21 protein-coding genes and 1 tRNA gene are annotated in these 24,337 nt (G+C 56.3%); 6 read left to right on the top strand and 16 right to left on the bottom strand.

Going from position 1 to position 24,337, the window contains the following annotated elements; genetic code table 11:
* Positions 1 to 222: 222 nt before the first annotated feature.
* The 8 genes from clpX to LC059_RS13270 form a co-directional block, all read right to left on the bottom strand.
* Complete coding sequence (gene clpX, locus LC059_RS13305; RefSeq protein ID WP_226704358.1) at positions 223 to 1,509, bottom strand: ATP-dependent Clp protease ATP-binding subunit ClpX; 1,287 nt, start codon at positions 1,507 to 1,509, stop codon at positions 223 to 225.
* 228 nt (positions 1,510 to 1,737) lie between these two features.
* Positions 1,738 to 2,382 (bottom strand): ATP-dependent Clp endopeptidase proteolytic subunit ClpP, encoded by a 645-nt coding sequence (clpP, locus tag LC059_RS13300; RefSeq protein WP_226704357.1) that lies wholly within the window; start codon positions 2,380 to 2,382, stop codon positions 1,738 to 1,740.
* Positions 2,383 to 2,656: 274 nt separating this feature from the next.
* On the bottom strand, positions 2,657 to 3,970 hold the full coding sequence (gene tig / locus LC059_RS13295) for a trigger factor (RefSeq protein WP_226704356.1): 1,314 nt from the start codon (positions 3,968 to 3,970) through the stop codon (positions 2,657 to 2,659).
* A 175-nt stretch (positions 3,971 to 4,145) separates the two neighbouring features.
* Positions 4,146 to 4,230 (bottom strand) — tRNA-Leu (locus LC059_RS13290).
* A gap of 204 nt (positions 4,231 to 4,434) precedes the next feature.
* Complete coding sequence (gene fadA / locus LC059_RS13285) at positions 4,435 to 5,610, bottom strand: acetyl-CoA C-acyltransferase FadA (protein WP_226704355.1); 1,176 nt, start codon at positions 5,608 to 5,610, stop codon at positions 4,435 to 4,437.
* Between the two features lie 11 nt (positions 5,611 to 5,621).
* Positions 5,622 to 7,778, bottom strand: a complete 2,157-nt coding sequence (gene fadB, locus LC059_RS13280; protein WP_226704354.1) for a fatty acid oxidation complex subunit alpha FadB — start codon at positions 7,776 to 7,778, stop codon at positions 5,622 to 5,624.
* A gap of 345 nt (positions 7,779 to 8,123) precedes the next feature.
* Complete coding sequence (locus LC059_RS13275) at positions 8,124 to 8,714, bottom strand: cupin domain-containing protein (protein WP_226704353.1); 591 nt, start codon at positions 8,712 to 8,714, stop codon at positions 8,124 to 8,126.
* Between the two features lie 103 nt (positions 8,715 to 8,817).
* The gene (locus tag LC059_RS13270; RefSeq protein ID WP_226704352.1) at positions 8,818 to 10,677 is read right to left on the bottom strand and encodes a beta-ketoacyl synthase N-terminal-like domain-containing protein; all 1,860 of its coding nucleotides are present in this window, start codon (positions 10,675 to 10,677) and stop codon (positions 8,818 to 8,820) included.
* Positions 10,678 to 10,909: 232 nt separating this feature from the next.
* On the opposite strand from LC059_RS13270, the gene LC059_RS13265 reads away from it, so the two are divergent.
* Positions 10,910 to 11,959: a GlxA family transcriptional regulator gene (locus LC059_RS13265; RefSeq protein WP_226704351.1), complete on the top strand. Its 1,050-nt coding sequence runs from the start codon at positions 10,910 to 10,912 to the stop codon at positions 11,957 to 11,959.
* 67 nt (positions 11,960 to 12,026) lie between these two features.
* Here LC059_RS13265 and LC059_RS13260 read toward each other — a convergent pair whose 3' ends face one another.
* Complete coding sequence (locus tag LC059_RS13260) at positions 12,027 to 12,680, bottom strand: class I SAM-dependent methyltransferase (RefSeq protein WP_226704350.1); 654 nt, start codon at positions 12,678 to 12,680, stop codon at positions 12,027 to 12,029.
* A 47-nt stretch (positions 12,681 to 12,727) separates the two neighbouring features.
* Positions 12,728 to 13,228, bottom strand: coding sequence for an Hsp20 family protein (locus LC059_RS13255; RefSeq protein ID WP_226704349.1), 501 nt, complete (start codon positions 13,226 to 13,228; stop codon positions 12,728 to 12,730).
* 232 nt (positions 13,229 to 13,460) lie between these two features.
* On the opposite strand from LC059_RS13255, the gene thpR reads away from it, so the two are divergent.
* Positions 13,461 to 14,075, top strand: coding sequence for an RNA 2',3'-cyclic phosphodiesterase (gene thpR / locus LC059_RS13250; RefSeq protein ID WP_226704348.1), 615 nt, complete (start codon positions 13,461 to 13,463; stop codon positions 14,073 to 14,075).
* A gap of 71 nt (positions 14,076 to 14,146) precedes the next feature.
* On the opposite strand, the gene LC059_RS13245 is transcribed toward thpR, so the two are convergent.
* Positions 14,147 to 15,169, bottom strand: coding sequence for a hypothetical protein (locus LC059_RS13245; RefSeq protein ID WP_226704347.1), 1,023 nt, complete (start codon positions 15,167 to 15,169; stop codon positions 14,147 to 14,149).
* A gap of 506 nt (positions 15,170 to 15,675) precedes the next feature.
* Here LC059_RS13245 and LC059_RS13240 point away from each other — a divergent pair.
* Positions 15,676 to 16,035 carry an HPF/RaiA family ribosome-associated protein gene (locus LC059_RS13240; protein ID WP_226704346.1) on the top strand — a complete coding sequence of 120 codons (360 nt, stop codon included), beginning with the start codon at positions 15,676 to 15,678 and terminating at the stop codon, positions 16,033 to 16,035.
* Between the two features lie 129 nt (positions 16,036 to 16,164).
* Here the strand turns inward: LC059_RS13240 and gorA are convergent, their stop codons facing one another.
* Positions 16,165 to 17,526, bottom strand: coding sequence for a glutathione-disulfide reductase (gene gorA / locus LC059_RS13235; protein WP_226704345.1), 1,362 nt, complete (start codon positions 17,524 to 17,526; stop codon positions 16,165 to 16,167).
* Between the two features lie 355 nt (positions 17,527 to 17,881).
* On the opposite strand from gorA, the gene LC059_RS13230 reads away from it, so the two are divergent.
* Positions 17,882 to 18,370 carry a hypothetical protein gene (locus LC059_RS13230; RefSeq protein WP_226704344.1) on the top strand — a complete coding sequence of 163 codons (489 nt, stop codon included), beginning with the start codon at positions 17,882 to 17,884 and terminating at the stop codon, positions 18,368 to 18,370.
* 53 nt (positions 18,371 to 18,423) lie between these two features.
* Here the strand turns inward: LC059_RS13230 and LC059_RS13225 are convergent, their stop codons facing one another.
* The 4 genes from LC059_RS13225 to LC059_RS13210 form a co-directional block, all read right to left on the bottom strand.
* Positions 18,424 to 19,614: a TIGR01620 family protein gene (locus LC059_RS13225; protein WP_226704343.1), complete on the bottom strand. Its 1,191-nt coding sequence runs from the start codon at positions 19,612 to 19,614 to the stop codon at positions 18,424 to 18,426.
* Positions 19,614 to 21,080: a YcjX family protein gene (locus LC059_RS13220; protein ID WP_226704342.1), complete on the bottom strand. Its 1,467-nt coding sequence runs from the start codon at positions 21,078 to 21,080 to the stop codon at positions 19,614 to 19,616. Before LC059_RS13220 ends, LC059_RS13225 begins: the two co-directional genes overlap by 1 nt.
* A gap of 143 nt (positions 21,081 to 21,223) precedes the next feature.
* A complete protein-coding gene (locus LC059_RS13215) occupies positions 21,224 to 22,012 on the bottom strand; it encodes a GIN domain-containing protein (protein ID WP_226704341.1) in 789 nt (262 codons plus the stop codon).
* Positions 22,013 to 22,113: 101 nt separating this feature from the next.
* Complete coding sequence (locus tag LC059_RS13210) at positions 22,114 to 22,533, bottom strand: HIT family protein (protein ID WP_226704340.1); 420 nt, start codon at positions 22,531 to 22,533, stop codon at positions 22,114 to 22,116.
* 572 nt (positions 22,534 to 23,105) lie between these two features.
* On the opposite strand from LC059_RS13210, the gene LC059_RS13205 reads away from it, so the two are divergent.
* Both LC059_RS13205 and LC059_RS13200 read left to right on the top strand, forming a co-directional pair.
* The gene (locus LC059_RS13205) at positions 23,106 to 23,549 is read left to right on the top strand and encodes a hypothetical protein (protein ID WP_226704339.1); all 444 of its coding nucleotides are present in this window, start codon (positions 23,106 to 23,108) and stop codon (positions 23,547 to 23,549) included.
* Positions 23,550 to 23,796: 247 nt separating this feature from the next.
* Entirely contained in the window at positions 23,797 to 24,261 is a 465-nt protein-coding gene (locus tag LC059_RS13200; protein WP_226704338.1) for an FKBP-type peptidyl-prolyl cis-trans isomerase, read from the top strand.
* The last annotated feature ends 76 nt before the right edge of the window (positions 24,262 to 24,337 follow it).

Genomic DNA, 24,337 nt, shown 5'->3' with positions numbered 1-24,337 from the left:
CTGACGCAGCAAAATTAGTTTAATTCAGCGCGTTGATTGATGGTCATGGAACATGCAAATTCCGGTGCAACAACATGTATTAGCACAGAAATCTACGCTGCAAGAGTAATTCTCGATCAGTCGACAGGATGATGTTTCCAGCAGACACAAAAAAGCCCCTCTACGGGGCTTTTCGTGAACCTGCCTTCAGCGGGCGGGCCATTGGGCTTGAGCCTCCAGCTCTTACTCCTCGGGAGCTGCCTTCTGGGGTTGCTCCGCCTGCTCATAGACCAGAAGCGGCGCAGACTCACCCTTGATAACGGCCTCATCGATAACGACTTTGGCAACGTTATCCATAGAGGGGATATCGTACATGGTTTCCAGCAGCACCGACTCCATGATCGAGCGCAGGCCGCGAGCACCGGTTTTGCGCTCCATGGCCTTGGTGGCCACCGCATCCAGCGCGTCGGGACGGAAATCGAGCTCGACGCCTTCCATGTCAAACAGCTTTGCGTACTGCTTGGTCAACGCGTTGCGCGGCGCGGTCAGGATTTGCACCAGAGCAGCGCGATCCAGCTCTTCCAAGGTCGCGGTCACGGGAAGACGACCAACGAATTCTGGAATCAGGCCGTAGCGCACCAGGTCTTCCGGCTCAAGATCCAGCAGGACCTCACCGAAATTGCTGGTTGCGTCTTTGGACTTCACCTCAGCAGAGAAACCAATACCACCTTTCTCGGAGCGATCGCGAATGACCTTGTCCAATCCGGCAAAAGCACCGCCACAGATAAACAGGATGTTGGACGTATCCACCTGCAGGAATTCCTGCTGGGGATGCTTGCGGCCACCCTGAGGAGGAACCGACGCCACAGTGCCTTCGATCAGCTTCAACAGAGCCTGCTGCACACCCTCACCAGATACATCCCGGGTAATGGAGGGGTTGTCAGACTTGCGCGAAATCTTGTCGATTTCATCGATGTACACAATGCCCTGCTGAGCCTTCTCTACATCGTAATCACACTTCTGCAGAAGCTTCTGAATAATGTTTTCAACGTCTTCCCCCACATAACCGGCTTCGGTCAGCGTGGTGGCGTCAGCGATAGTAAACGGCACGTTCAGCAGACGAGCCAGAGTCTCTGCCAGCAGGGTTTTACCACTACCGGTAGGACCAACCAGCAGAATGTTGGATTTGCCCAGTTCGACGTCGTCTTTGCCTTTCACACCCTTGCTGGTGCGCAGGCGCTTGTAGTGGTTGTATACCGCTACCGCCAGCACCTTTTTGGCGCGGGCCTGGCCGATGACGTACTGGTCGAGAATTTCAGTAATTTCCTGCGGCGTCGGCAGGCGGGAATCGTCACCATCGACAGATTCCTGTACTTCTTCGCGGATGATATCTGTGCAGAGCTCGACACACTCATCGCAGATGTAAACAGATGGACCCGCGATCAGCTTGCGTACTTCCTGCTGGCTCTTGCCACAGAAGGAACAGTAAAGGAGTTTGCCGTTATCTTCTCCGCTGTTCTGATCAGTCATCTATGTACTCCGTGGTCTGGCAGCCAGCCGAAATGCGGCGGCAAATAGGGTTCATAAGCAAGATGCGGCCTTTTGGCAGGTTTTTCAAGCTTTTTTATCCGTGTCCGCGGAAGTCAGGGAGAAGCGACCCCAGATGAAGTGCTCGCAACTCCCACCCATTGAAGAACAGGGCTCCGACTTCCGCAGACGAATTTAGACAATTAATGCCCAATAAACGGTATTAAGGTATTACTTGCCCATAGCCTGGCGGCGGGCCAGCACCTCATCCACAAGGCCGTATTCCTTTGCTTCATCAGCGCTCAGGAAGCGATCCCGATCGGTATCACGCTCGATATCCGCAACGCTGCGCCCGGTGTGATGCGCCATCAACTCATTCAAACGGGAGCGAATCTTGAGAATTTCCTGGGCGTGGATATGGATATCCGATGCCTGCCCCTGGGCACCGCCGCTCGGCTGGTGGATCATTACCCGGGAATTCGGGGTTGCGTAGCGCTTGCCCTCGGCACCTGCAGTCAACAGGAAAGCACCCATGCTACAGGCCTGACCAATACACATAGTGCTGACATCGGGCTTGATGAACTGCATGGTGTCGTAAATGGACATACCTGCAGTCACTGAACCACCCGGCGAGTTGATATACAGATGGATATCCTTGTCGGGGTTTTCCGCCTCCAGGAACAACAGCTGAGCAACCACCAGGTTAGCCATGTGGTCTTCGACCGGCCCAACAAGAAAAATCACCCGCTCTTTGAGAAGACGGGAATAGATATCAAACGAACGCTCCCCTCTCGCGGTCTGTTCAACCACCATGGGTACCAGGCCGCCAGTGGCGAGAATTTCTTTGGCGTTCACAGAATTATCAATATATGCCATGGATACGATGCTTCCTTTTTCGGCGTATTAGGCGACTACAGAACGAGCGTGCTCAAAAAAGGCACAACCCTGAAACATATGGTCAGTCTGAGCTTAACTGCTCAAGGACCATAAAGCCAGTTGGGTTCTGAGGGAAAATTAAGAGACAGGAGGAGGAGAATATCGGGCAACGGCAGGCTCTTCACGCATGCGGCATACACAGAATATATTGGTCACATTCAGAAGCTTGCCAGCAAAGTAAAAACGGCCACCGGATGGTGGCCGCTTCTTGTCATCAAGCCTGTTTTTGCGGCTTGATAACGTCGTCGTAAGTGCTTTCGACTTCGCTGACCTTGGCCTTGTCCAGAACAAAGTCGACGACCTGATCTTCGAGAACAACAGACTCAACACCAGCGAGCAGCTCGCGGTTGTTGAAGTAGTATTCAACCACCTCTTCCGGCTGCTGATAGGTAGAAGCCAGTTCTTCAACTTTCGCTTTAACGCGATCGCCATCTACCGCCAGCTTGTTCTCTTTAACGATCTCACCAACTACGAGACCCAGAACAACACGGCGCTTGGCCTGGTCTTCAAACATGGTGTCCGGCAGCATCTTGGCCGCGTCTTCAGGCTTGATCTGACCACCGAACTGCTGAACCATCTGGCCACGCAGGGTCTGAACTTCACCCTGAACCAGTGCAGCTGGGATTTCTACTTCGTGCTTCTCGAACAGCTGGTCCATAACCTGGGTCTTGACCTTGTTCAGCGCAGCATTCTTCAGTTCGCGCTCCATGTTACCACGGACTTCTTCGCGGAACTTCTCTTCACCACCCTCTTCTACACCGTAAGCAGCGAAGAACTCGTCATTCAGCTCAGGCAGCTCAGGCTTCTCGGAAGCGGTTACCTTGATGGTGAATACAGCTTCAGCACCGGCCAGGTTTTCTGCCTGGTAGTCTTCCGGGAAAGTGACTTCCACTTCCTTTTCCTCACCGGGCTTCATGCCGATGATGCCATCTTCGAAACCGGGGATCATGCTACCGGAACCCAGGATCAGCTTGTGATCTTCGCCCTTGCCACCTTCAAACTCTTCACCGTCCTTGCGGCCAACGAAGTTGATGGTTACACGGTCGCCTTTCTGCGCCTTGCGCTTGGTTTCTTTCCAGCCGGACTGCTGCTTGCGCAGGACGTCGATCATATTGTCAACGTCGGCATCGGTTACTTCTGCTTTCGGGCGCTCAACGGACACTTCACCGAGATCGATCAGGGAAACTTCCGGGTAGACTTCGAAAGTCGCAACGTATTCCAGGTTCTCGCCCGGGGTTACGTTTTTCGCTTCAATGCTCGGCTGACCTGCTGGCTTAACCTGCTCTTTCTGTACCGCTTCGTAGAACGAGCGGCTCATCATCTCACCCAGGACTTCCTGACGGACACCAGCACCAAAACGCTGACGTACAACCTTCATCGGCACCTTACCTTTGCGGAAGCCGTTGATGCGCACGGTTTTGGACGCCTGCTGAAGACGCTTGTCAACTTCCTTATCGACGACTTCTGCCGGCAAATTGACCGTTAAGCGACGTTCCAGACCGGAAGTTGTTTCAATGGAAACCTGCATGATAATCCTCGTGAGACTTTTCTCTTCACAGATGCCGGGCTACGGGAAGCCCTAGCACCAGCGACTAGCGTTGCGCCGGCAATCACTGGCCGGCCGCCAAATACAAACAGCCCGCGCCGCACAACCTCCCTTCTGGAAAGAATGTGCAAAAGGGCACGGACTGCAAAAACTTGTTTGGTGGGGACGGGGAGACTTGAACTCCCACACCTTGCGGCACCAGAACCTAAATCTGGCGTGTCTACCAATTCCACCACGTCCCCGCAACCTCACCGCGCTAAACTGTTGATTTGCATGGATTTTTAAACAAAATCCAAGCAGTCCCGCAGCGAGGGGAGCAGATTGTGCCACAGTGGACACAGGGCTTCAACAAAACCGCGCCGGTATCGGCGCAGTGGGCCTGAAAAACAACGGGGCGCCCTTTCGGGCGCCCCGTTTTGATCAGGCACAGGTTGAGTAGCCGGGAGTTAAACCCGCTCAACAATGGTGGTGATACCCTGCCCCAGACCGATACACATGGTGGAGACACCCAGGTCACCGCCCTCGTTCTGCATCACAGACAGCAGCGTGCCGGTGATACGGACGCCGGAACAGCCAAACGGGTGACCCAGAGCGATGGCGCCGCCGTACAGGTTGACCTTCTCGTCCATCGCATCCAGCAGATTGAGGTCCTTGAGCACCGGCAACGCCTGTGCCGCAAAAGCCTCGTTCAACTCGACCTTGTCGATATCTTCGATGGTCAGGCCGGCACTCTTCAGAGCCTTCTGCGTGGAGGGTACAGGACCGTAACCCATGATGGACGGGTCTACGCCTGCCAGTGCCATCTCACGAACCTTCGCAATCGGCGTCAATCCGAGCGCCTGTGCACGCTCCGCGGACATCACCAACATCACCGATGCACCGTCGGTGATCTGCGAGGAGGTTCCCGCAGTCACCTGGCCGTGCTTCGGATCGAAGGCCGGTCTCAATTGAGCCAGACCTTCGACGGTGGTATCCGGACGGATGGTCTGGTCAGTCTCCACCAGCATGGGTACGCCATCGTCATCGTGGCCCTCAATGGCGATAATTTCGCGATTGAACTTCCCTTCCTTGGTGGCCTTGGCTGCGTGCTGGTGAGAACGGGCACCGAACTCATCCATCTGCTGACGCTGGATGCCGTGCATCATCGCCAGGTATTCAGCGGTCATACCCATGGACCCGGCAGCCTTCGCCATATAGCGGCCCAGCATCGGGTTGGGGCTGACATGCTCCATCATGTTCAGGTGGCCCATATGCTCTACACCACCAACCACATACACATCACCCAGACCCGCCTGAATGCTAGCAGCAGCGGTGTGCAGGGAAGACATGGAGGAACCACACAGGCGGTTAACCGTCTGTGCCGGAACAGTGTGTGGCAGGCCGGCGCGCAGCACGATCATACGGGCGACGTTAAAGCCCTGCTCGTCACGCTGCATCACGCAGCCCCAGATCACGTCGTCGATCTCTTTCGGATCCAGCTTCTCATTGCGCTGCAAAAACTTTTTCAGCAGCTCGGCAGACATATCGTCTGCGCGCACATGGCGATATACACCGTTCTTGGATCGACCCATGGCGGTACGCGCATAGTCGACGATTACGGCATCTCTAGGATTCAGACTCATGGAAACTCTCCTTACTTGTCGCCGTAGTAGGTTTTGCCGCTGGCGGCCATTTCGCGCATGCCTTCGGTGGGCTTGTACAGCTCACCCAGGTCGCTGTGCTTTTCAGCCATCTTCACGAAGTTGTCCAGACCGATGCTGTCCAGCCAGGCGAAGATACCACCGCGGAACGGCGGGAAGCCGATGCCGTAGATCAGTGCCATATCCGCTTCTGCAGGAGAGTCCACAATCCCTTCTTCCAGGCAGCGAGCCAGCTCGGTAGCCATAGGCACCATCATGCGCTCGATGATTTCGTCGTTTTCAAATTCACGGCGCTCTGCCACATGAGGCTTCAGCAGCTCATAGGCCTCTTCCGTAGCCACTTTTTTCGGACGGCCTTTCTTGTCTTCTTCGTAGACGTAGAAGCCTTTGCCGTTTTTCTGGCCGTAACGCCCAGCTTCGTACATTACGTCAGACGCGGCAGTGAACGTTTTACCCATGCGCTCCGGGAAACCTTCTGCCATTACTTTCTCGGCGTGGACGCCGGTATCGATACCAACAACATCCATCAGGTAAGCCGGGCCCATCGGCCAGCCCCAGCGCTCCATAACCTTATCGACCTGCTGGAAGTCGGCGCCGTCGCGCACCAGCATCGCAAAGCCGGCGAAGTACGGGAAGAGAACGCGGTTTACCAGGAATCCTGGGCAGTCGCGCACCACAATCGCCTTCTTGCCCATTTTGTTGGCATAGGCCACAACGCGGGCAACGGCAGTTTCAGACGTCTTCTCACCGCGGATTACTTCCACCAGCGGCATTTTGTGCACCGGGTTGAAGAAATGCATACCGAGGAAATTTTGCGGACGGGAAAGCGGCTCCGCCAGTGAGTCGATGGAGATAGTCGAAGTATTGGAAGCGATGACAGTATCGTCAGAAACCTTGGTTTCCACTTCCTTCAGCACCGCGTGCTTCACTTTCGGATTTTCCACCACTGCCTCAACGACAATGTCCACATCGTCGAAACCGTCATAACTCAAGGTCGGCTCAATACGGTTCAGGGTTTCCGCCATTTTAGCCGGAGTCATACGACCGCGATCGACCAGCTTGGTGAGAAGCTTGCCGGCTTCCTTCAGACCCAGGTCGATACCTTCCTGAGCAATATCCTTCATTTTGATCGGCGTGCCTTTATAGGCAGACTGGTAGGCGATACCGCCACCCATGATACCGGCACCCAGTACCGCGGCGCGCTCGATGTCCTTGTCAGACTTTTTCTCCCAGCCTTTCGCTACCTTGCTGACCTTCTGATCATTCAGAAACAGGCCAACCAGAGACTTGGCGGTATCCGTCTGAGCGCTGGCAATAAACTGCTCCTGCTCGATCTTCAGCGCTTCATCGCGGCCGACTTTGTAGCCCTGCTCGATTGAGGTAACCGCATTCACCGGTGACGGATAGTTGCGGCCAGCCTGCTGACCCACAAACGCCTTGGTAGTGAAAAACGCCATCAGGGCTTCGGTATCGTTCAGAGGGATCGGGGATTTCTTGATCTCGCGACGCTGCTTGTAATCCAGAGCACCGTCGATTGCACGAGTCAGCAGCTTCAGTGCAGCGTCTTTTAATTGTTCGGTAGGAACAACGGCGTCCACAGCGTGCGCAGCAAGTGCGGCATCCGGGCGCTGCTCCTTACCCGCGGCAATCCACTCAGCGGCAACATCAACACCGACTACCCGCGGCAGGCGTACGGTACCGCCCCAGCCCGGAATCAGTCCCAGCTTCACTTCTGGCAGACCAACTTTGGCCTTGTCACCCATCACACGGAAGTCACAACCCAGGCAGACCTCAAAGCCGCCGCCGAGGGCATAGCCGTTGATGGCGACCGCGGTAGGGAAAGGCAGGTCTTCCAGACGGTTGATATTTTCGTTGTTCTTGTTCATCAGTCCGGAGATACCTTCAGGTCCAGCAGAGAAAGCTCCGCCAAACTCGGTAATGTCCGCACCGACGATAAATACGCCTTTACCACTTGTCAGCAACAGGCCTTTGATGTTGCCGGCCTTTTCAATCGCGTCCAGTGCCTCGGAAAATTCCGATACCGTGAGACGATTGAATTTGTTGACGGACTCGCCTTCCAGATCGAATTTCAATTCCGCGATGCCGTTGTCCAGCATCTGCACGGATAGCGCTTTGCCACTAAATAACATTATTGACCTCATTTATTGGTGATCGCGGTGCAACTCCAGGGAATACACCGGTCCGGGGGTCGGGTTGAGCAAGACAGATTTCGGGATTGCCTTTCGCCAAGAGTAAGGCGCAGCTGTAACCAGCTGATGACGCATTCACCAAAATCGGTCAACGCCCAAGTATAGCCAGATTAAAACGCTCGTTTGAATACCATTTCCGCCATATCTACTGTCCGGTTTGATGCGCGAATGGCGGCCCGGCACTCCCGGAGTACAAATTTCAACCAAACTGTCGCAAGAAACAACAATCAAAGCGACTCAACCATGGGAGCATTTGCGGAAAGGTAAAAAGAATATAGAAACTGCTCACACACTCGGTGGGTTGTTGGCACTAACGAGCACACAATCGCAATCTCCCGGGTTGCGAAAGCGATGCGGGCGCCGGCTATTAAAATAGTAACCATCACCAGGCCCAAGCAGAGCAACCTCTCCGCCAACGGTCACCTCAAGCTCGCCGGACACCACAATGCCGCCCTCTTCGCCATCGTGGCTCAGTAACTCTGGTCCGGTGTCTTCGCCCGGGGGATAAACCTCATAGAGAATCGACATATTGCGCTGGGTATTGCCAGCACCAAGCAGCCGGTACTGGATTGGACCGGGCCCGACATTGGGCATCTCCGTCGCGCGAAAAAACACCTGAGGCTGACTGTCAAATTGAAAAGTAAAAAAGTCGGCCAGCGACATGGGGATGCCGTTCAGCACTTTCTTGAGGGAACCGACGGAGGGACTGACACGCCCCTGCTCGATCAGGGAGATAGTGGCATTGGTGACCCCCGCGCGCTTGGCCATTTCGCGCTGGGACCAGCCGTGCATCTGGCGCACGGATTTCAGCCTTGCACCAACATCATCGCCACCGGCAGCATCTGCCGTTACCGTTTTCGCTTCCTTTTCCGTCATCTGGCCCCGCCTGACTGCCTGCCCCCTGCACCTCGACAAGAGAGGCACCTAAAACAGGAAGTCTACCGGTAGATGGTGCTGCAGCACAGCACCCGGTTTGCGGTCACACCATATCAGCGAACGGATTTTCATCCGGCAGGGATACACTCCCGGCAACACCCGGCAGGGACATCTGTGCGCCATCCAGGGTAATCCCGGACTCGTCAATCAGGCCCTCACCAAAGCGATAAATCGCATCCAGGTCCCCGCGGCTGGCACGCGCATCATAGGCTGCAGATCGTTCTGCCGGCGCCTCGCTACGCTTGCGGTAAGCGCTCATGGCCTGTTCGCCGTGGCGTTTTGCCAGCATTTTTTCCGTAATATGGGGAGCCAGGACACTGGCGGTCGCATTATTGCCGCCAAAACCCTTGGAGTTCAGGAAGGCCACGTCCAGAGATTCCGGGTCGCGCTCCACATGCGCCATAGACAGGGACAGGTGCTCGTGGTGCACGTCGTCCGCAACTTTATCAATGGTCGTAATACCCGGCAGGATACCGCGGTTGAAGATGCCCAGGCTGGTAATCAATTGATCGCCGCTGGCTGCAGCGACGGTGTGGCCGAGAAACGCCTTCACCGCGCACACGGGCCAGCCCTCGATACCAAAAGCGCCGGCGAGCCGATCAAAAATCGCTGACTCGGTCACCCGGTTCTGCGGGGTACTGGAGCCGTGCGCCTGTACAAAGCTGCGATGACGAAGGCTTTCTTCACCGAGAATCGCGCGAACTTCAGACATGGCGCGCGCCACCGTCAAGTAATTGCCGGGACCGGGCGCGGAGATGGATTTCTTGGGGCCGTCGGCATTGACGAACACGTTTGCAACAGCGCCATGAATGGGCGCGCCCAATTCCAGCGCCAGTTCGTCGTCCATCAGCACAACCCACTGACTGCCCTCGCCGAGGGTGAAACCGCAGTTTTCACCAAACGGGCGACTGGCACGACGGAAATCGATCTCGTCGCCGAAAATCTTGCGTAGACCATCCAGATTCGCCAGCGCCCCCATGGTCGTGTAACCATCGACCACTTCCGGGACCAGCGGCGCTTCGGCAGCACCCACGACGGCAACCCGCGCGCGGCCACAGCGAATGTCTTCCACCGCAGCACGCAGATTGTACAGATAAGTAGCACAGGCGCCGGCAACCGCTCCGGTGGTGCCTACACTTCCCAGAACATAGGCGTTCACGAAATCCGCCGGCATGCTGGTCAACCCCAGAGCCAGCTGTTTGGAGCTAACACGGCCACCGCGCAAACGGGATTGCAGCAACCCACCATTGCCATTGGTATCCAGCTGACTCATGGCAGAACTGGCGTACACGGAAATCTTGTCGGGCCCCGCCTTCTCTGACACCAGCTCCCAGTCAATGCCCAGGGACTGCACCGCGTCAGAAGCCCCGAGGATTGCCAACTGAAGGCCGCGCGGATGAAAACGCGAATTGTATTGCTGGCCGGGCTCGAAGCCGGTGGGAAGCTGCCCCGCAGAGGCCACCGAAATCTCCCGATGGCTGTCCAGCATGACGGAAAGGCTGGCGGCGTGTACACGCACGCGACCGTTCTCAAGGGTTTCAAGCTTCCAGTCTGCCGGCAGCGGGTTCGGCAACTGACGCGCAGACATTTCAAAGCTGAACCCGTTTTCACTCTTCAGGTCCGCAGCCTGGTGGAAATGGCAATTGCGGTAATCGTAGAAGCGCGACTCCAGCTCCCGCACCAGGGTACCCTGCAGTACCTGCTGCTCCAGCTCCGGGCTCAGCGCGCCCTGCGCCGCATCGCCGGTGCGCAACCCCATCAAAGCAGCGAGGTCAGACAGTACATCCGTGCGCTCCGATGCGCCGAGATTGTCGAGCACCAGCCGCTTGTAGCCGCGATGAAATGAGCTGCGACCGGCGGGATTGAATCCCCCGAACGCGGTTATTACGGGTAGGCGCTGCATCCTGACCTCCAGCCTGATCCAGAAACGAGTCGAATTCTTGAGTAAATTCGATGGTGCGCCAGTGTATGGGCTGGCGATTCGGCCTCGTTATGGGCATACTGGCCAGCAAATTTGAGCATCTGGCCATTCCTGACCCGGTGTCCAGCTTCTCGCCGTTCGCTACGACCGATAGCGAGAGAGCAACCGCACCCCGCTGGTGCATTCGTCGAACGAAGTACGCAGAGAGTTACCCATGCCCACCGTCACCTTTATGCTCCTCGATCAGATGCTTTCCACCGGGACAGTCTTGCCACTGGAAATGCTGCGCGGAGCGGAGAGCCGCGCTCGCGTCGAGCGCAAACGAGCAATGCGGGATGTGAAGAAGCAGGATGCAGCCGGCACCGAGGTGAAAGGAGACAAAAATAACGAAGCGCTGAATCTGGTCACCGTCAGTATCGACGGCAAGCCGGTACAGTCCCGCTCGGGCTTTTCCCTGGCGCCGGACCTGGCGCTGGCCGATGCGCCAGACAGCGATATTATTTACCTCCCTGCCCTTTGGCGGAACCCCCGCCCCGCCCTGCGCCGCAGCAAACCGCTACTCAGGTGGCTTACGGAACAGGCAGAGAAAGGTGCCGCAATCAGTGCCGTGGGTACCGGCGTGTGCTTTCTCGCGGAAGCGGGCTTGCTGGATGGAAAACCGGCCACCACGCACTGGCATTACTTTGATCAGTTCGCTGCCGACTATCCGGAAGTGAAACTCAAACGCCAGTACTTTATCACCCAGGCCAACAAGCTGTTCTGTGCTGCCAGCGTCAACGCACTGGCGGATGTGACCGTACACCTGATACGGCAACTCTATGGCCCCGCCATTGCCAGCCATGTAGAGCGCAATTTCTCCCACGAAATCCGTCGACCCTTTGAGGAAATTGCCTATTCGGAGGGTGCCGTTCATCTGCACCCGGACGAAGAAATCGTGCAGGCCCAAACCTGGCTTAAGCAGCACTGCAGTGAAGACGTAAAACTCAGCGAAGTGGCCAAGTACTTTGACATGAGCGTGCGCTCGTTTAATCGTCGCTTTAAGCTGGCCACAGGCCAGACACCACTCCAGTACCTTCAGAATGTACGGGTGGACATGGCCCGCGAACTTCTGCAATCAAGCAACCTGTCGGTCAATGAGATCGCCGAGAAAGTCGGCTACCAGGATATGGGCCATTTCACGGCCCTGTTCAAAAAATTCCTCTCTACGACACCCAGTGAATATCGCACTACTGTGCGCGCGAAGCTTTTCAGGGTGAACACCTGATAAAGCGGCAACCCGACTTCATCGAATCGCGGAACGATAAACTCTCCGGCGACCGCCAGTCGAACATTTACCGGGTACGGGTCAGGAAAATCACATCGGAACCACTGAACTCGACGCTTGCGGAGAAACGCTTGGCTAGCCAGTGAAAGGTTTCGGCGCTGAAAAAGACGATGTGTGTGGGATCGCGAATATAGTGCCAATTGGCGAAACGCTGTGGAGACGCCACCATTTTGGTCATCAGCGCCAGCACACCACCAACCTCGATTCGCTGCCACAGCAAATCCAGCACCGCCATCGGGTTCGCGAGGTGCTCAATTACTTCAGTGCTGACAATAAAATCAAAACAGCCATCCAGCACAGAAGCATCCGGCTGAAAGTACAGATCGTAAACGGAAACTTGGTGCCCGTGCTCTTCAAGGATTCTGGCCAGCAGCGGCGCCGGGCCACAGCCATAATCGAGCCCGCGGGAATGAGGAGACAGGCGCGCTAACAGAGGCATTGCACAGCGCTCCAGAAAACGACGGTATCCCGCATCTTCCAGGCTGTTTTCATGTAACTCGTAATACGCCTTTTCAGCATGTGGCGAGAGGTGGAACTGAGAGGGAACAAACACCAGCGCGCACTGATCGCACTGGAAATACTCGCGGAATTTATCCCGGTGATAAAACTGTGCCGCCGAATGGCGGCACAGTGGGCAGGAGCCCGAATATCCAGGTGTCACAGACACCGATCCTGGTACAGGATCCGTTTCGGGCTCAGACGTCACGATCAGGCAGCTTGTTCATCGGCACGAGCACTTTGTGCTTGCGCACCGGACGGTTCAGACTGCCCAGCCTGAAGCAGGTTACCGCTGGATATTTCAACTTTGCGCGGCTTCATTGCTTCCGGGATTTCGCGCACCAGCTCGATATGCAACAGCCCATTCGACAACTGGGCATCGGTTACCCGCACGTGGTCAGCGAGCTGGAAGCGTCGCTCGAAATTACGCGCGGCAATACCGCGATGGAGGAAGTTGCGCTTGCCTTCTTCGGCGGGCTTTTTGCCACTGACGGTCAGGCGATTCTGTTCCACTTGAATATCCAGCTCAGACTGGTCAAAACCGGCAACGGCCATGGAAATTCGATAGGCATCTTCACCCGTCAATTCAATATTGTAAGGTGGATACGCCGGTTGATTCTGCTCACTGGTGTTCATGGTATCCAGCAGGCTGGCCAGACGATCGAAGCCGATGGCAGAACGGTATAGGGGAGAAAGATCAAGATTACGCATTGTTATATCCTCAATTCAGAGCAATATTTAAAAAATTACCTGTACACGCTGTACCAGGCGTTCACGCTCAGCGACTATCGGAAAGCCATTTGACTTTGACTGCAAATAACGGAAAGTTATTGCCAGTTATTGAAAGTCACCGAGTAGAGGGGAGGCACCTCTGTCGAGCCTACCGCCCTCACAATCAGATATAGGGGCTGCGTATCCGCCTTCAAGGGATCCAAATAAAAAAATGAAAAAAAAATTTGGCCGCGAAGAAACACTGGAGCAGTGGAGGGATGGAAGTTCCCCCGCAGAACCGGTGCGGCTCTTTGTCGGGATTGCGCCCGATGCCGCAACCCAGCGCTTTCTCGACGCCACCTGTGCGCATCTACAGGGGCTTAAAATGCCGCGAGACTGCCGCTGGATTGGAGGCAGCAATCGCCACCTGACGCTTGCGTTCCTTGGCGATACCGAACCGCGCCACCTGCAAACCATCGAAGGCGCCCTGCAGGAGATCGCCATGGAGACTCCCCCGTGTTCCGGACAGATTGTCAGCACACACCCGTTTCCCCGCGACAGGGCCAAAATGCTGGCGGCGGAATTACTACCTACGCCGGCTCTGGCAGCCCTTCACGGCAAATGCCGGGAGATGATGACCGCGATCGGCAAAACGCCAGAGCGCAAATTATTCCGCCCGCACTTTACTCTCGCCAGAAGTCGCAGCGGCTTTTCCAGGTTGCCGGCGGTTCCAGCAGATTTCATTTGCGCACTGAACAACCTCACCCTGTATCACAGCCTGCTGGCCCCCGGTGGCAGCCAGTATCAACCACTGCTGTCACTTTCTTTGGGCAGTAAACCCACTTAACGCCCACCTGACACCCACGGCCCGGGCATAAAAAAAGCCCGCGATGCGGGCTTTTTTATTAGCTTGACCGACTAGTCCAGCCTGGACAGCACATACTCGGGGTACATTACCAGTCGCGGCCGCGACAGACGTCGCGCATCGAAAATGAACACGTAGCGCACCCCATCGTCATCAGACGGGATGGTGCGACGGAAACGCCAGGAATTGATTTTGTACGTCTGGCGACCCGCACTCACCGGCGCGACTACCCGATACTGATTCTGGCCGAGGAATTCGAAGTCAATATCCTCTGCGCCGGAAGGGCGAAGGGTCAGGCTACGAAAAGTCTGCTTACCCTCTTCCCCCTCTTCCAGCTCTCCCAGAAGCTTCTCCAGACGCTCTCGTTCGCCGCGCACGTATTCCAGCAGCTCAGGGTCAATTTCACGCTCCACGGCAACCTCTGCCGCCGGCTCCGCCGCTTCCGGCTGCGGCATCGCTGGGGCCACCGGCTCCAGGGACGCAAGACTGGGCTCCGGAATCACCGGGGCACTGACCGCTGGTGCGGCTGCCACTGCTTTCTCCGCCTTCTTCTGCTCTTCCACCTTCACCAGCATGGCCTTGACCAGCTTGTCGACCAGCGCCTGCTGCTGATCGAGACGGGCCTTGCCGGTAGCGACAGAATTGCGGGATTCCTTGAGGCGGGTCTCCAGGTCACCGAACGTAGACTGAACGATTTCTACCCGGCGGTTGCGACTGTCTACGCCGCGCTCCGCCATCGCATAGGCGTGCTTCGCCTTGTGCAACGCGCGCTCCGTATCTGAGTTTGCGGCCAGCTTGTGTTCCCGCTCCGCCGCCTTGAGCGCCATCAGACTCTGTTCGTAGTTGGCTCGCGCTTTAGCAAGTGACTCCTCGGCACGCTGGAGTTTATATTCGTATGCGAGCATTTCGTTCTCAACATCTTCCAGTTCCACCATCCGGTTTTCCTGGGACTGCTCCATACGCGCAAGCCTGTTCTGCTCGGCAGTAAGAGATGATGCCCCAAGCACCAGTCCGCACCAGCCAAACACCCCCAACACGCTCGCAAAAACAAGAGCGCCACCACGGTTTACCGCCATAGTCAAAAGTCCGTTGTTTGAATTTTTACTTCAGAAATCGCATGAGGCCACAAGATCGACCGCGTGATAGTCGAAATATACCGAGTCAATCGAGACGCGGCGGGACTCTCGCGAGGCTGGCCAATGTACCCCAGACTCAAATACTCAGCAATGACCATGCCAACAAGAATCATTCACCATCAGTGACTGCGACTCAAAATTGTACTTCTGTGCGCCAAAAAAAGTTCCCCGTGAACTAGCAAATTTTTATGACATTTTATTGATCCGAGCGCTTGATTTTTTTTCTGAGAATCGCATTATGACCTACAGGGAGATACTCCTGACCCAGTTGGGAAACCGGCCCGGGCGCAAAACACACCCATTGCCACTTTGGCAAATATTGATACTGCGACCTCTGGTGATCCGATTTTCCTGCTGAGCAGAACTCCCTACAGGGCGCCCTACCTTCTTTCAGCAAACCGCACTAGCGGCCTGCATGGATCCCTTATAACCGGAGGTATGTGCCCATGAAATCTGCGCCTTACGATAACATTGTGTTCCGCGATATCGACAAATCTGCTGCACTGGCAGACACCGTATCCAGAAAACTACACAAGCTTGAACGTTATTGTGGCGATATCATACGAAGCCGTGTGGTCCTCGAAGCCCCCCACCAGCACAAGCACAAAGGCAAGCAGTACAAAGCTTCCGTAGAACTTGCCCTGAGCGGTAACCCGGTCACCATCACCAATGAAAGCGACTCAATCCATCGCGCGGTCACCGGTGCATTCAACTCCGTCGAGCGCTGCCTGAAAGAGCGCGGCGACCGCCGCAAAACGCGCCGGCACCAGGTACCGCCACTAGAAACTCCCATGGAGGCTGAATAATCCAGCCCATTGAAGGGCTTTCACCCGCCAATGCTTAACTGGGGAGACATTGAATTCATATAAAAAAGGCTGTGCCGGAACGACCGGCACAGCCTTTTTTCATCTTTTAACCGAATAAATTCGATGAGATCACTTCGACACCGGAGTGCGCATGGTGACAAATTCCTCTGCCGCCGTGGGGTGGATACCGATGGTCTGATCAAATACGGCTTTGGTGGCACCGGCCTTCATTGCCACCGCGATGCCCTGAATAATCTCTCCGGCATCGGGCCCGACCATATGAGCACCTATTACCTTGTCGTTGCTGCCATCCACGATCAGCTTCATCAATGTCCGCTCATCCCGGCCACTCACGGAGTGACGCATAGCGCGAAAATCTGACTTGTAGATGATCACCGGCACGCCCGACTGCCGCGCCTCTTCCTCGGTCAGCCCCACAGTACCAATATTGGGCTGGCAGAAAACGGCTGTGGGAATATTGTTGTAATCGATCTCCGCGGTTTTACCTGTCTGCCAGTGCTTCACCAGTGCCATCGCCTCCGCCAATGCCACCGGGGTCAGCTCCGGACCACCAGTAACATCACCCAGTGCAAAGATCGACGTCACACTACTGCGGAAATTGTCGTCAACACCGATGGTGCCATCTTTGTGCAGTACAACACCCAGCTTTTCCAGCCCGAGCCCCTGAGTGTTCGGTTTGCGTCCGGTGGCATATAGCACCGCATCCACCTCCAACTCACTACCGTCCGCAGCTTGCACCTTCAGTGCGCCGCCTGCCTGTTTTTCAATCGACTTAACCTCGTGATTGAAATGCAGATTCACCTTCTTTTTGCCCATTTCATCGCGGACAAAGCGGCGAATGTCGTTGTCGAAACCGCGCAGGAACAATTCACGACGATATGAGAGGTGCGCTTCCGCTCCCAAACCGGCGAAAATACCGGCAAATTCCACGGCGATATAGCCACCGCCAACCACCAGCACCCGCTTCGGGAAAGCTTCCAGCGAAAACACCTCATTCGAAGTGATCACATGCTCGCTGCCCGGAAAATCCGGTACAAATGGCCAGCCCCCGGTAGCGACCAAGATGCGCTCGGCAGTGTAAGTGACATCACCGACACTCACCTGCTGCCGCCCGGTCAGTCTTGCCCGGCCATCAATGATCTGAACGCCGGTGTTACCCAGCAAGTTGCGATAAATCCCGTTGAGGCGAGAGACTTCTCGCGCGTTGTTATCCCGCAGCGTCGGCCATACGAATTCCGCATCTGTCTGCCCGGCCCAGCCGTAGGCTTGCGCGTCTTCGAAAGCCTCGCCGTAGCTACTCGCGTAAACAAAGAGCTTCTTGGGGACACAACCAACATTCACACAGGTGCCCCCCATATAGCGGTCTTCTGCAACTGCCACGCGCATACCCGCGGCCGCAGCCATTCGCGCCGCACGTACGCCACCGGACCCTGCCCCAATCACAAACAGATCAAAATCAAATTCAGACAAATCTCACTCCTTGCACTGGCGCTGAGTGGTAAACCACTCGTTTTACTCCAGCTGTATTTTGCGCTGTAGCGCTCAAAAAACCTTCAACCACCAGGCCGGAATACCGGGGAAAACTCCGCCCATTACACTTAAATTAAGTGTAAAAACGCGCACTGGTTCTGCAATTAGCACAATAGTGACAAATCATACTTAAAAGCCGTTGACATAAGATTGGCGTTTCGTTATTCATGTGATGTTTATCACAAAAACAAGCCTGATAGCGAAAACAACACTAGGGCATTCAACAATGAAAACGCCACAAGCATCTAAAGCACCGTCGATTTTCCTTGCACTACCCACCGCATTTGGAAAGCGCATGCGCGACGTACTCAGGGTAACCGTTGCGACAATCCTTGCCGTCTGTGCAACCAGCGCGGCCGCCAAAACTCACCCCTCTTACCTGACCGGCAACTATTGCGACACCTTGGTGGAGCAGTTTGTAGATTCCGGTATGCGCAGCCTGGGGAAATACGTCAACGAAAATTTTAACCCCCAGTACAGGGGCGGAATCCGCAATACTATCAATTTCCTGAATCAGCGCTCGGATTGGCTTGGCGAATGTGACGCTTACTTGTCAGATACCGCCAGCACCCGGATATTTCACGACGAGGAAAATACCAAGGCCATTTTCGCCGCCATGCAGGCCCTGGCCAAGGAGCTGCAACTGGTGCGGGACGGCGTGGAGTTTCCGGATGAAACCGGCGTAAACAATCCGAAGCCCTTCATTAAGAATCGATTCGATACCCTCGCCGAGCTGGTTGACCAGCATCACACACGGATGCTGATGAAAAAGCAGTTCCAGTAATCCTAAGAGCTCAACAGCGCACGAAGTCGGGCCCGCAACTCGGGGCCCTCGCTTCAACCCTCCCGAGACCGCTTTTGCTCGGCCCCAACAGCCTCTTGGGCCCGATGCCCCCCCTCCGCGCCTTCTGGCCAAAGATTTCTATCCCGACCCAGTATGCGCTCTTTCAAACTGCTGGCAATTCGCCTGGTCAACGCACCCAATCGAGGGCGTTGCTTTTCCGAAAATGGGATCGGGCGACAGCTATGTACCGCCGCCAGGCCTATTCTTGCCATAAACAGGCTCGCCCCCATGCCCTGCCCCAGTCTTGCAGACACCGTGCTGAGCATACTGTCACCCACTAACTCCGGCCATAGCTCGCTCACGGCATACTCACTCGCGCCACTGTACGCGACTAATGCGAGAATTTTCTTGAACAAGCGCCAGCGCACCACAATGGATGGGCGCACCCCATAGATCTGCGCCACATCGTCGATCATCCGCATGGACTGGCGCAACGCCACCAGCACATCCAATGTCGTAAACGGGCTCAGCCCCACCAACGCCCCGGTGGTAGTCGCATGGCGAACAATGCGGCGCAGCGCCTCCTGATCCAGCGCCTCGAAGAAATTCAGCTCGAGGTGGCGCAGCAGTTCACTATTGTCGTAATAATCCGGGGTTTCTTCCTGCACCCGTGCCAACAGTGCCCCCTGTGGCTTGCCCTCAAATAATTCGCGCAATTGCTGGTTGAGCGGATCCACCGCATCGGTCGCGCGACTGTCACGCACCTCCGCAGCCAGCTCCTGGGTCTTCTGCAATCTTCGCAAAGGTTTTCCCGCGCGAAAGTACTCCCATACGGCGCTTGCCATGGTAAGCACCAGTGCGGAAATAATCACACCGGCCAAAAGGCCCAGGCTCCAGTGCATATCCGCGGCCCAGTAGAAGAACTGGCGCAATTCCCAGAAAACGGCGCCAAACGTCAGTGCCAGTGCCGCCAGTAACGCCGGCTTCCACAGGCGCAGACGGAACACAGGGAGACGCAGCTCGGAAAAAGAAATCTTGTCGGGCAGGGACTCACCAGTGGTTATGGAGCGCGGCAATTCTCCGGGTTCTTCAACCAGAGGCTCTACTCGCGTACTGACACGGTCATGCCGCAATGGCTCTTCCGATTCGAGGTTTTCGATACGGGTCTGCCGCCGGGGCCTGGACGCATCTGCGCGCCCAGCAGACTCGGGCTTGTTTTCAAACTGATCGTCAGAAGCAGCCATTACACCTTATCTCCCAGCAACAGATTCAACAGCGCATCCATGCGAATGTGGGGCAAATATCCTTCCTTACCGATACCCACGGGCGGGCGCAATTGCGGCGGCAGCCCGCCGGTATAGTGCTGCCACTCACCTTCCTGCGGCAGGTGCGCCATGATTTCCGCGTTTTCAAAACCCAGGTAACGGCCATCCATACCGTGGCCAACGAGCATGCGCCGGCCATCACGCACACTTTCATTGGAACAGCGGACCGCGGCGATTGCTTCGCAATAGAGCGGCAAACCCCGGTGGCGTGCGCCGGAAAAAACCTGCTGCAACTGCTGACCCAGCAACTGACGCAGGGCGTCGTGATCGGCGGCCAATACCTGATCCACCTTGGTCGCAGCGAAGAGCAGACGATCAATTCGTGGACGCCAAAGCTTTCGCAGTAGGCCGCTGCTGCCGTAGCGAAACGTATCCGCAATATGGCCGAACGCCTTGCGCATATCTTCCAGGGAGTCCTCGCCCGCAAACAAGGTACTGATCAAATCCACCAGCACAAGCTGGCGATCCAGGTGACGGAAGTGGCTCTCAACAAAAGGGGCGACCTTTTCTTCCACGTAGGCGCGGTAGCGCGCCTCCAGCACCTTATATACGCAGTCGCCGGGTAGTGACAGCAGCTCCTGTTCGGAGTGGTGACCCAGTGCTGGCAGCGGAAAGAAGCCGTACTCCTCATGATCAAGCAGTGCCCTGCCCGGCTGCAGGTAGCTCAATTTGCGCTCGCTGCGGCAGTCCCGCAAAAACTGCCGGTAGTTTTGCCACAGGCTGTCCACTCGCCCGGGATCCACCACGGACTCCGCCGACAGACCTTGCAGTTGCGCCATCAGGTCAGGGGCCAGGCTCGCGCGGGGCGCACCGTCCAGCAGATCCCGCTGATGTCGGCACCAGGTAGCAAAATCCATTTGCAGCAGGGGCAGGTCCATCAGCCATTCACCCGGATAATCGCGCAGTTCGATAATCAGTTTCTGCGGATAATCCCGACCAAAACGCCGCCCCCGAAGGTGTACGTGCAGCTCCAGAGCAGACAGGTCGCGGGTGGACTCCGGCCAGCGCGGCGGATTTGCCGTCAGGGCATCCAGACAACGCGGATATTCGAACAGAGGCAGGCCAGTATCCAGGGCAGGGTGCAGTTCGGCGCCTATGAGGCGTCCATTCAATGCGGGAGCGAAGCCCGGTAGTTGGGCCCGGTCGGGATGACTGAGCTGATAGATCAGGCTTGTGATCAGCGTCGACTTACCGGCGCCACTGAGCCCGGTAATGCCAATACAAATACGCTTGTCCAGAAGGCGCTCTGCGGCCCAGTGGGATTTTTCCCGGGCCTCCTTGCGCAAGTGCCGCCACTGCTGCCTGAGGCTGTGCAGCCGATTCTTCTTCCCTTTTACATTGTCGTCCGTGTCGGAACTGCGGCTGTCGCCGTCAGAAGCACTCATGCATTCTCCCTGCAGACTCCACACCCAGCGCGGCGTGAGTGGTGAAACCATAAAAGCGCGATTCCCCGCTGTATCAACAGGGGGATCGCGCTTTTTATATACCGTTGTTGTCTGAATACAGTCGAGCAGTTTAAGCGCGACGGTTACTCAATCAGTGCCACATCTCCAGAACCCATCACCGAAAAGGAATCATGGGCCGGGCGTTTCAGTACAATGTCGCCGGACCCCATCACGGAACCACCAGCGCTGGTCGCGCTCAGGCTGCGGCCCATAAAGTCACCAGAACCCATCACCGTGACATTCAGATTGGCGACTTTGCCACCGATGGCCATATCTCCGGAGCCCTTGATCTGCGCGGAAAAATCCTCGCCGATAAAGTTGTCCATACGGATGTCGCCAGACCCGGTAATGCCCGCAGAGCCTTGCACAGCGAGCACAGTGCCCAGAAGCAGGTCTCCGGAACCGGTCACTCCGGTAGTCAGCAACTCCGCAGCCACTTTCTCTACCCGGATCAGCCCGGAGCCAGTGACCCGGAGATCCAGCTTTTCACTCTCAAGGGTGTCTGCGGTGGCATCCCCGGAGCCAGTGACCCGGAGGGCACTAATGGTCGGCAGTGTGACATGGAAATTCACCTCTGGCTCACTGCTGACGGTCACCACTCCAAACAGGCTTTTGCGGTCAGGCTCGACGGACAGGGTCAGGGTATCGCCTTTGACTTCCGCCTTGGCGTGTACCAGGTCGGCTTCCTCACCGTGGGCAGTGACAGAGAATGTACTTCCCTGTTCCACCTTCAGGTTAGAACTTCCTTTTAGCGAAATCGCGGTAAACCCTTCCAGGGGGTAGGTCCTGCTGCCCTGCTGGGCGTGCACGGCACTGGCCACCAGAGATAGCGCCAGAGCCAGAGATGCGAAAATAGACAATCTGCGAAGCATGATTCGGTTACCTGTTCTTGTTCAATGCCACTAGGACGCCGCCTACCGCGGATCCGGATGCATCGGGGTGCAGATTTTTCTGTTATTGATGGGCAGGCAGCTTACGCCGCACTTTCCCGATAGCCGAGATCTACCAGAGCCTGGCGTAACTTGGCGGCTTCGGCGGCGAGCACTTCCGGCTCCGCCTGCTGCTGCAGAGAGAAATCCAGGTCGGCAATCTGATTGATCGGCACCAGGTGGTAGTGCGTGTGGGGCACTTCGATACCGGCAACCATGACCCCTACGCGCTTGGGGGAATACACATGCTTCTGAGCCTTGGCCACCTTGCTTGCCACCGCCATCAGGTGAGCCGAGACGTCCTCGGGAACATCATCCCAGTGATTTATCTCCTGTACCGGGATCACCAGGCAGTGGCCCGGCTTGATCGGTGCGATGGTCATGATGGCCACGGCCACCTCATCACGCCAGATAAAATGCCCGGGGAGATCGCCATTGATGATCTGGGTAAAAATACTCGCCATGGTGCTATGCCTCTATCGGTATGGGTTTACCGTCTGAATTTCTGCCAGGTCAACGCGGCCACCACGCCACTGCAAAACCAAGCCGATACATAAAAAGAGTGGCCTGAATGACAGACTGTCGATAGTTGAAACCAGCAAGTCTACCAGTGCCAGTTCTCGCAGTGCTACTTCTCGCGCCGCTGTAGTCACACCGTTACTCCCCCCAGAAGGGGTAACGACACCTCGGATGTGGCGCAAAATTCATCAAACCTCGCCATTAAAGGCCGTTTCAGCAATTCGCCAAAATGATCAAAAATGCCTTAAATAACAGCACCGGACGTTTCAAGCGCCCGGGCTTGCACCGAATTAAACCAGCCCCCCACAACCCGTGGAAGACTGTGACAATTTCATGCCAGTTGATTGGCAGTGGTATTTCCATCCCGTACTCTTGCCGCCCATATAGCGACAGACAGCCCAAAGCCCTCACCTAATGACTACAGGGAGCAAAAACCCCTCCCGGTGAACACCCAGAATTGAGGCAATCCAGGCGCCGCCGCAATAAAGCAAACAATATCGCACCGGGGGAACCACCAATGCCAAAAAGGGCAGTTGCGTTAACAACGCAGACGAAGGAAATCGCACGCCCTGCCATTGCCAGGGAAGATACACCGCTGGCGGATGAAGGCCCGCTGGCCCAGCTCGGCGGCCGTCAATTTGTACAGGACACTGTGAGTGAGTTTTACCACGCCATCGGTAAATATCTCACCGCTGACGACTGCACAGAACATGAAAAGCAGCAAAGCCGTCAGGCACAATTTCTCAGTCACGCGCTCTCCGGGCTGCCGGAGCCTATGTATTCCGCTCGCGCGAGCTTTCTCGCACGGGGCCTGAACCCCCTGCTGTTCGAAGCGCTACTCGAGTATTTCGAGGCCCGATTGCAGGAAAAGGGCTTTCCCGCAGCACTGGGTGACCAACTGGTACTCACTGCCAGCACACTCTACGACAACAGTCAGGAACCGCTGTCGATCGCCTGCTGAGCCCCACCCCCGACAGAAGCCCGCAGCCAGCGGGCTCCTCGCCTGACGCCCCCAACGCCCCTAAAGAGCCCCCGACTAACCTCAATTCTCCCCTGTCGCCCCAATCAGGCTTATAGTCTCACCTCGGTTGCGACGACCGGAGACGCCCCATACAATGCACCCCTCACACAGCCGTTATCCCCCGTTTGCTTTTCCTTCCGTAAGCGGTAAGCGCTACAACTCACTCTCAAGATACAAGAGATTGCCAATGAAAATTGCTAACCACAGTGTGGTGGAGATCAACTACACCCTGAAAGATGCCGAAGGCACCGTGATCGACTCCTCCGAAGGTAGCCAGCCGCTGAAATACCTGCAGGGTGTAGGCAACATCATTCCCGGCCTGGAAAAGGAAATGCTGGACAAGAGCGCCGGCGACAAATTCACCGTAGTGATCGCCCCGGAAGAAGGTTACGGCCCGCAGAACCCGGAACTGATCCAGACTCTGCCGAGCAGTGCCTTCGGCGGCGTAGAGAAGCTGGAAGTGGGTATGGCATTCCGTGCCCAGAGCACCGAAGGTCAGCCCATTGAAGTCGAAATCATCGATATCGACGGCGATCAGGTAACCATCAATGGCAACCACCCACTCGCGGGCGTGGAACTGCACTTCAGCATCGAAGTGGTATCCGTGCGCGAAGCGACTCCGGAAGAAGTTGACCACGGCCACGTACACTAAGTGACCGATAGGCAGGGCCGCTGTGGCCCTGCCAGCTCCCATCCCCGCCCCTCCCCGCTTACACTATACCGAGCAC

The sequence above is a fragment of the Microbulbifer elongatus genome, assembly GCF_020524885.1.
In the GTDB taxonomy this organism is placed as follows: domain Bacteria; phylum Pseudomonadota; class Gammaproteobacteria; order Pseudomonadales; family Cellvibrionaceae; genus Microbulbifer; species Microbulbifer elongatus_A.
Note: the sequence above shows the minus strand (reverse complement) of the source record. Positions and strands in the feature narration are given on the sequence as shown.

Bases quoted from the DNA above. Each gene is read 5' to 3' on its own strand.
- clpX (WP_226704358.1), bottom strand. From the start codon at position 1,509: ATGACTGATCAGAACAGCGGAGAAGATAACGGCAAACTCCTTTACTGT.
- clpP (WP_226704357.1), bottom strand. From the start codon at position 2,382: ATGGCATATATTGATAATTCTGTGAACGCCAAAGAAATTCTCGCCACT.
- tig (WP_226704356.1), bottom strand. From the start codon at position 3,970: ATGCAGGTTTCCATTGAAACAACTTCCGGTCTGGAACGTCGCTTAACG.
- fadA (WP_226704355.1), bottom strand. From the start codon at position 5,610: ATGAGTCTGAATCCTAGAGATGCCGTAATCGTCGACTATGCGCGTACC.
- fadB (WP_226704354.1), bottom strand. From the start codon at position 7,778: ATGTTATTTAGTGGCAAAGCGCTATCCGTGCAGATGCTGGACAACGGC.
- LC059_RS13275 (WP_226704353.1), bottom strand. From the start codon at position 8,714: ATGACGGAAAAGGAAGCGAAAACGGTAACGGCAGATGCTGCCGGTGGC.
- LC059_RS13270 (WP_226704352.1), bottom strand. From the start codon at position 10,677: ATGCAGCGCCTACCCGTAATAACCGCGTTCGGGGGATTCAATCCCGCC.
- LC059_RS13265 (WP_226704351.1), top strand. From the start codon at position 10,910: ATGCCCACCGTCACCTTTATGCTCCTCGATCAGATGCTTTCCACCGGG.
- LC059_RS13255 (WP_226704349.1), bottom strand. From the start codon at position 13,228: ATGCGTAATCTTGATCTTTCTCCCCTATACCGTTCTGCCATCGGCTTC.
- thpR (WP_226704348.1), top strand. From the start codon at position 13,461: ATGAAAAAAAAATTTGGCCGCGAAGAAACACTGGAGCAGTGGAGGGAT.
- LC059_RS13245 (WP_226704347.1), bottom strand. From the start codon at position 15,169: ATGGCGGTAAACCGTGGTGGCGCTCTTGTTTTTGCGAGCGTGTTGGGG.
- LC059_RS13240 (WP_226704346.1), top strand. From the start codon at position 15,676: ATGAAATCTGCGCCTTACGATAACATTGTGTTCCGCGATATCGACAAA.
- LC059_RS13230 (WP_226704344.1), top strand. From the start codon at position 17,882: ATGCGCGACGTACTCAGGGTAACCGTTGCGACAATCCTTGCCGTCTGT.
- LC059_RS13225 (WP_226704343.1), bottom strand. From the start codon at position 19,614: ATGGCTGCTTCTGACGATCAGTTTGAAAACAAGCCCGAGTCTGCTGGG.
- LC059_RS13220 (WP_226704342.1), bottom strand. From the start codon at position 21,080: ATGAGTGCTTCTGACGGCGACAGCCGCAGTTCCGACACGGACGACAAT.
- LC059_RS13215 (WP_226704341.1), bottom strand. From the start codon at position 22,012: ATGCTTCGCAGATTGTCTATTTTCGCATCTCTGGCTCTGGCGCTATCT.
- LC059_RS13210 (WP_226704340.1), bottom strand. From the start codon at position 22,533: ATGGCGAGTATTTTTACCCAGATCATCAATGGCGATCTCCCCGGGCAT.
- LC059_RS13205 (WP_226704339.1), top strand. From the start codon at position 23,106: ATGCCAAAAAGGGCAGTTGCGTTAACAACGCAGACGAAGGAAATCGCA.
- LC059_RS13200 (WP_226704338.1), top strand. From the start codon at position 23,797: ATGAAAATTGCTAACCACAGTGTGGTGGAGATCAACTACACCCTGAAA.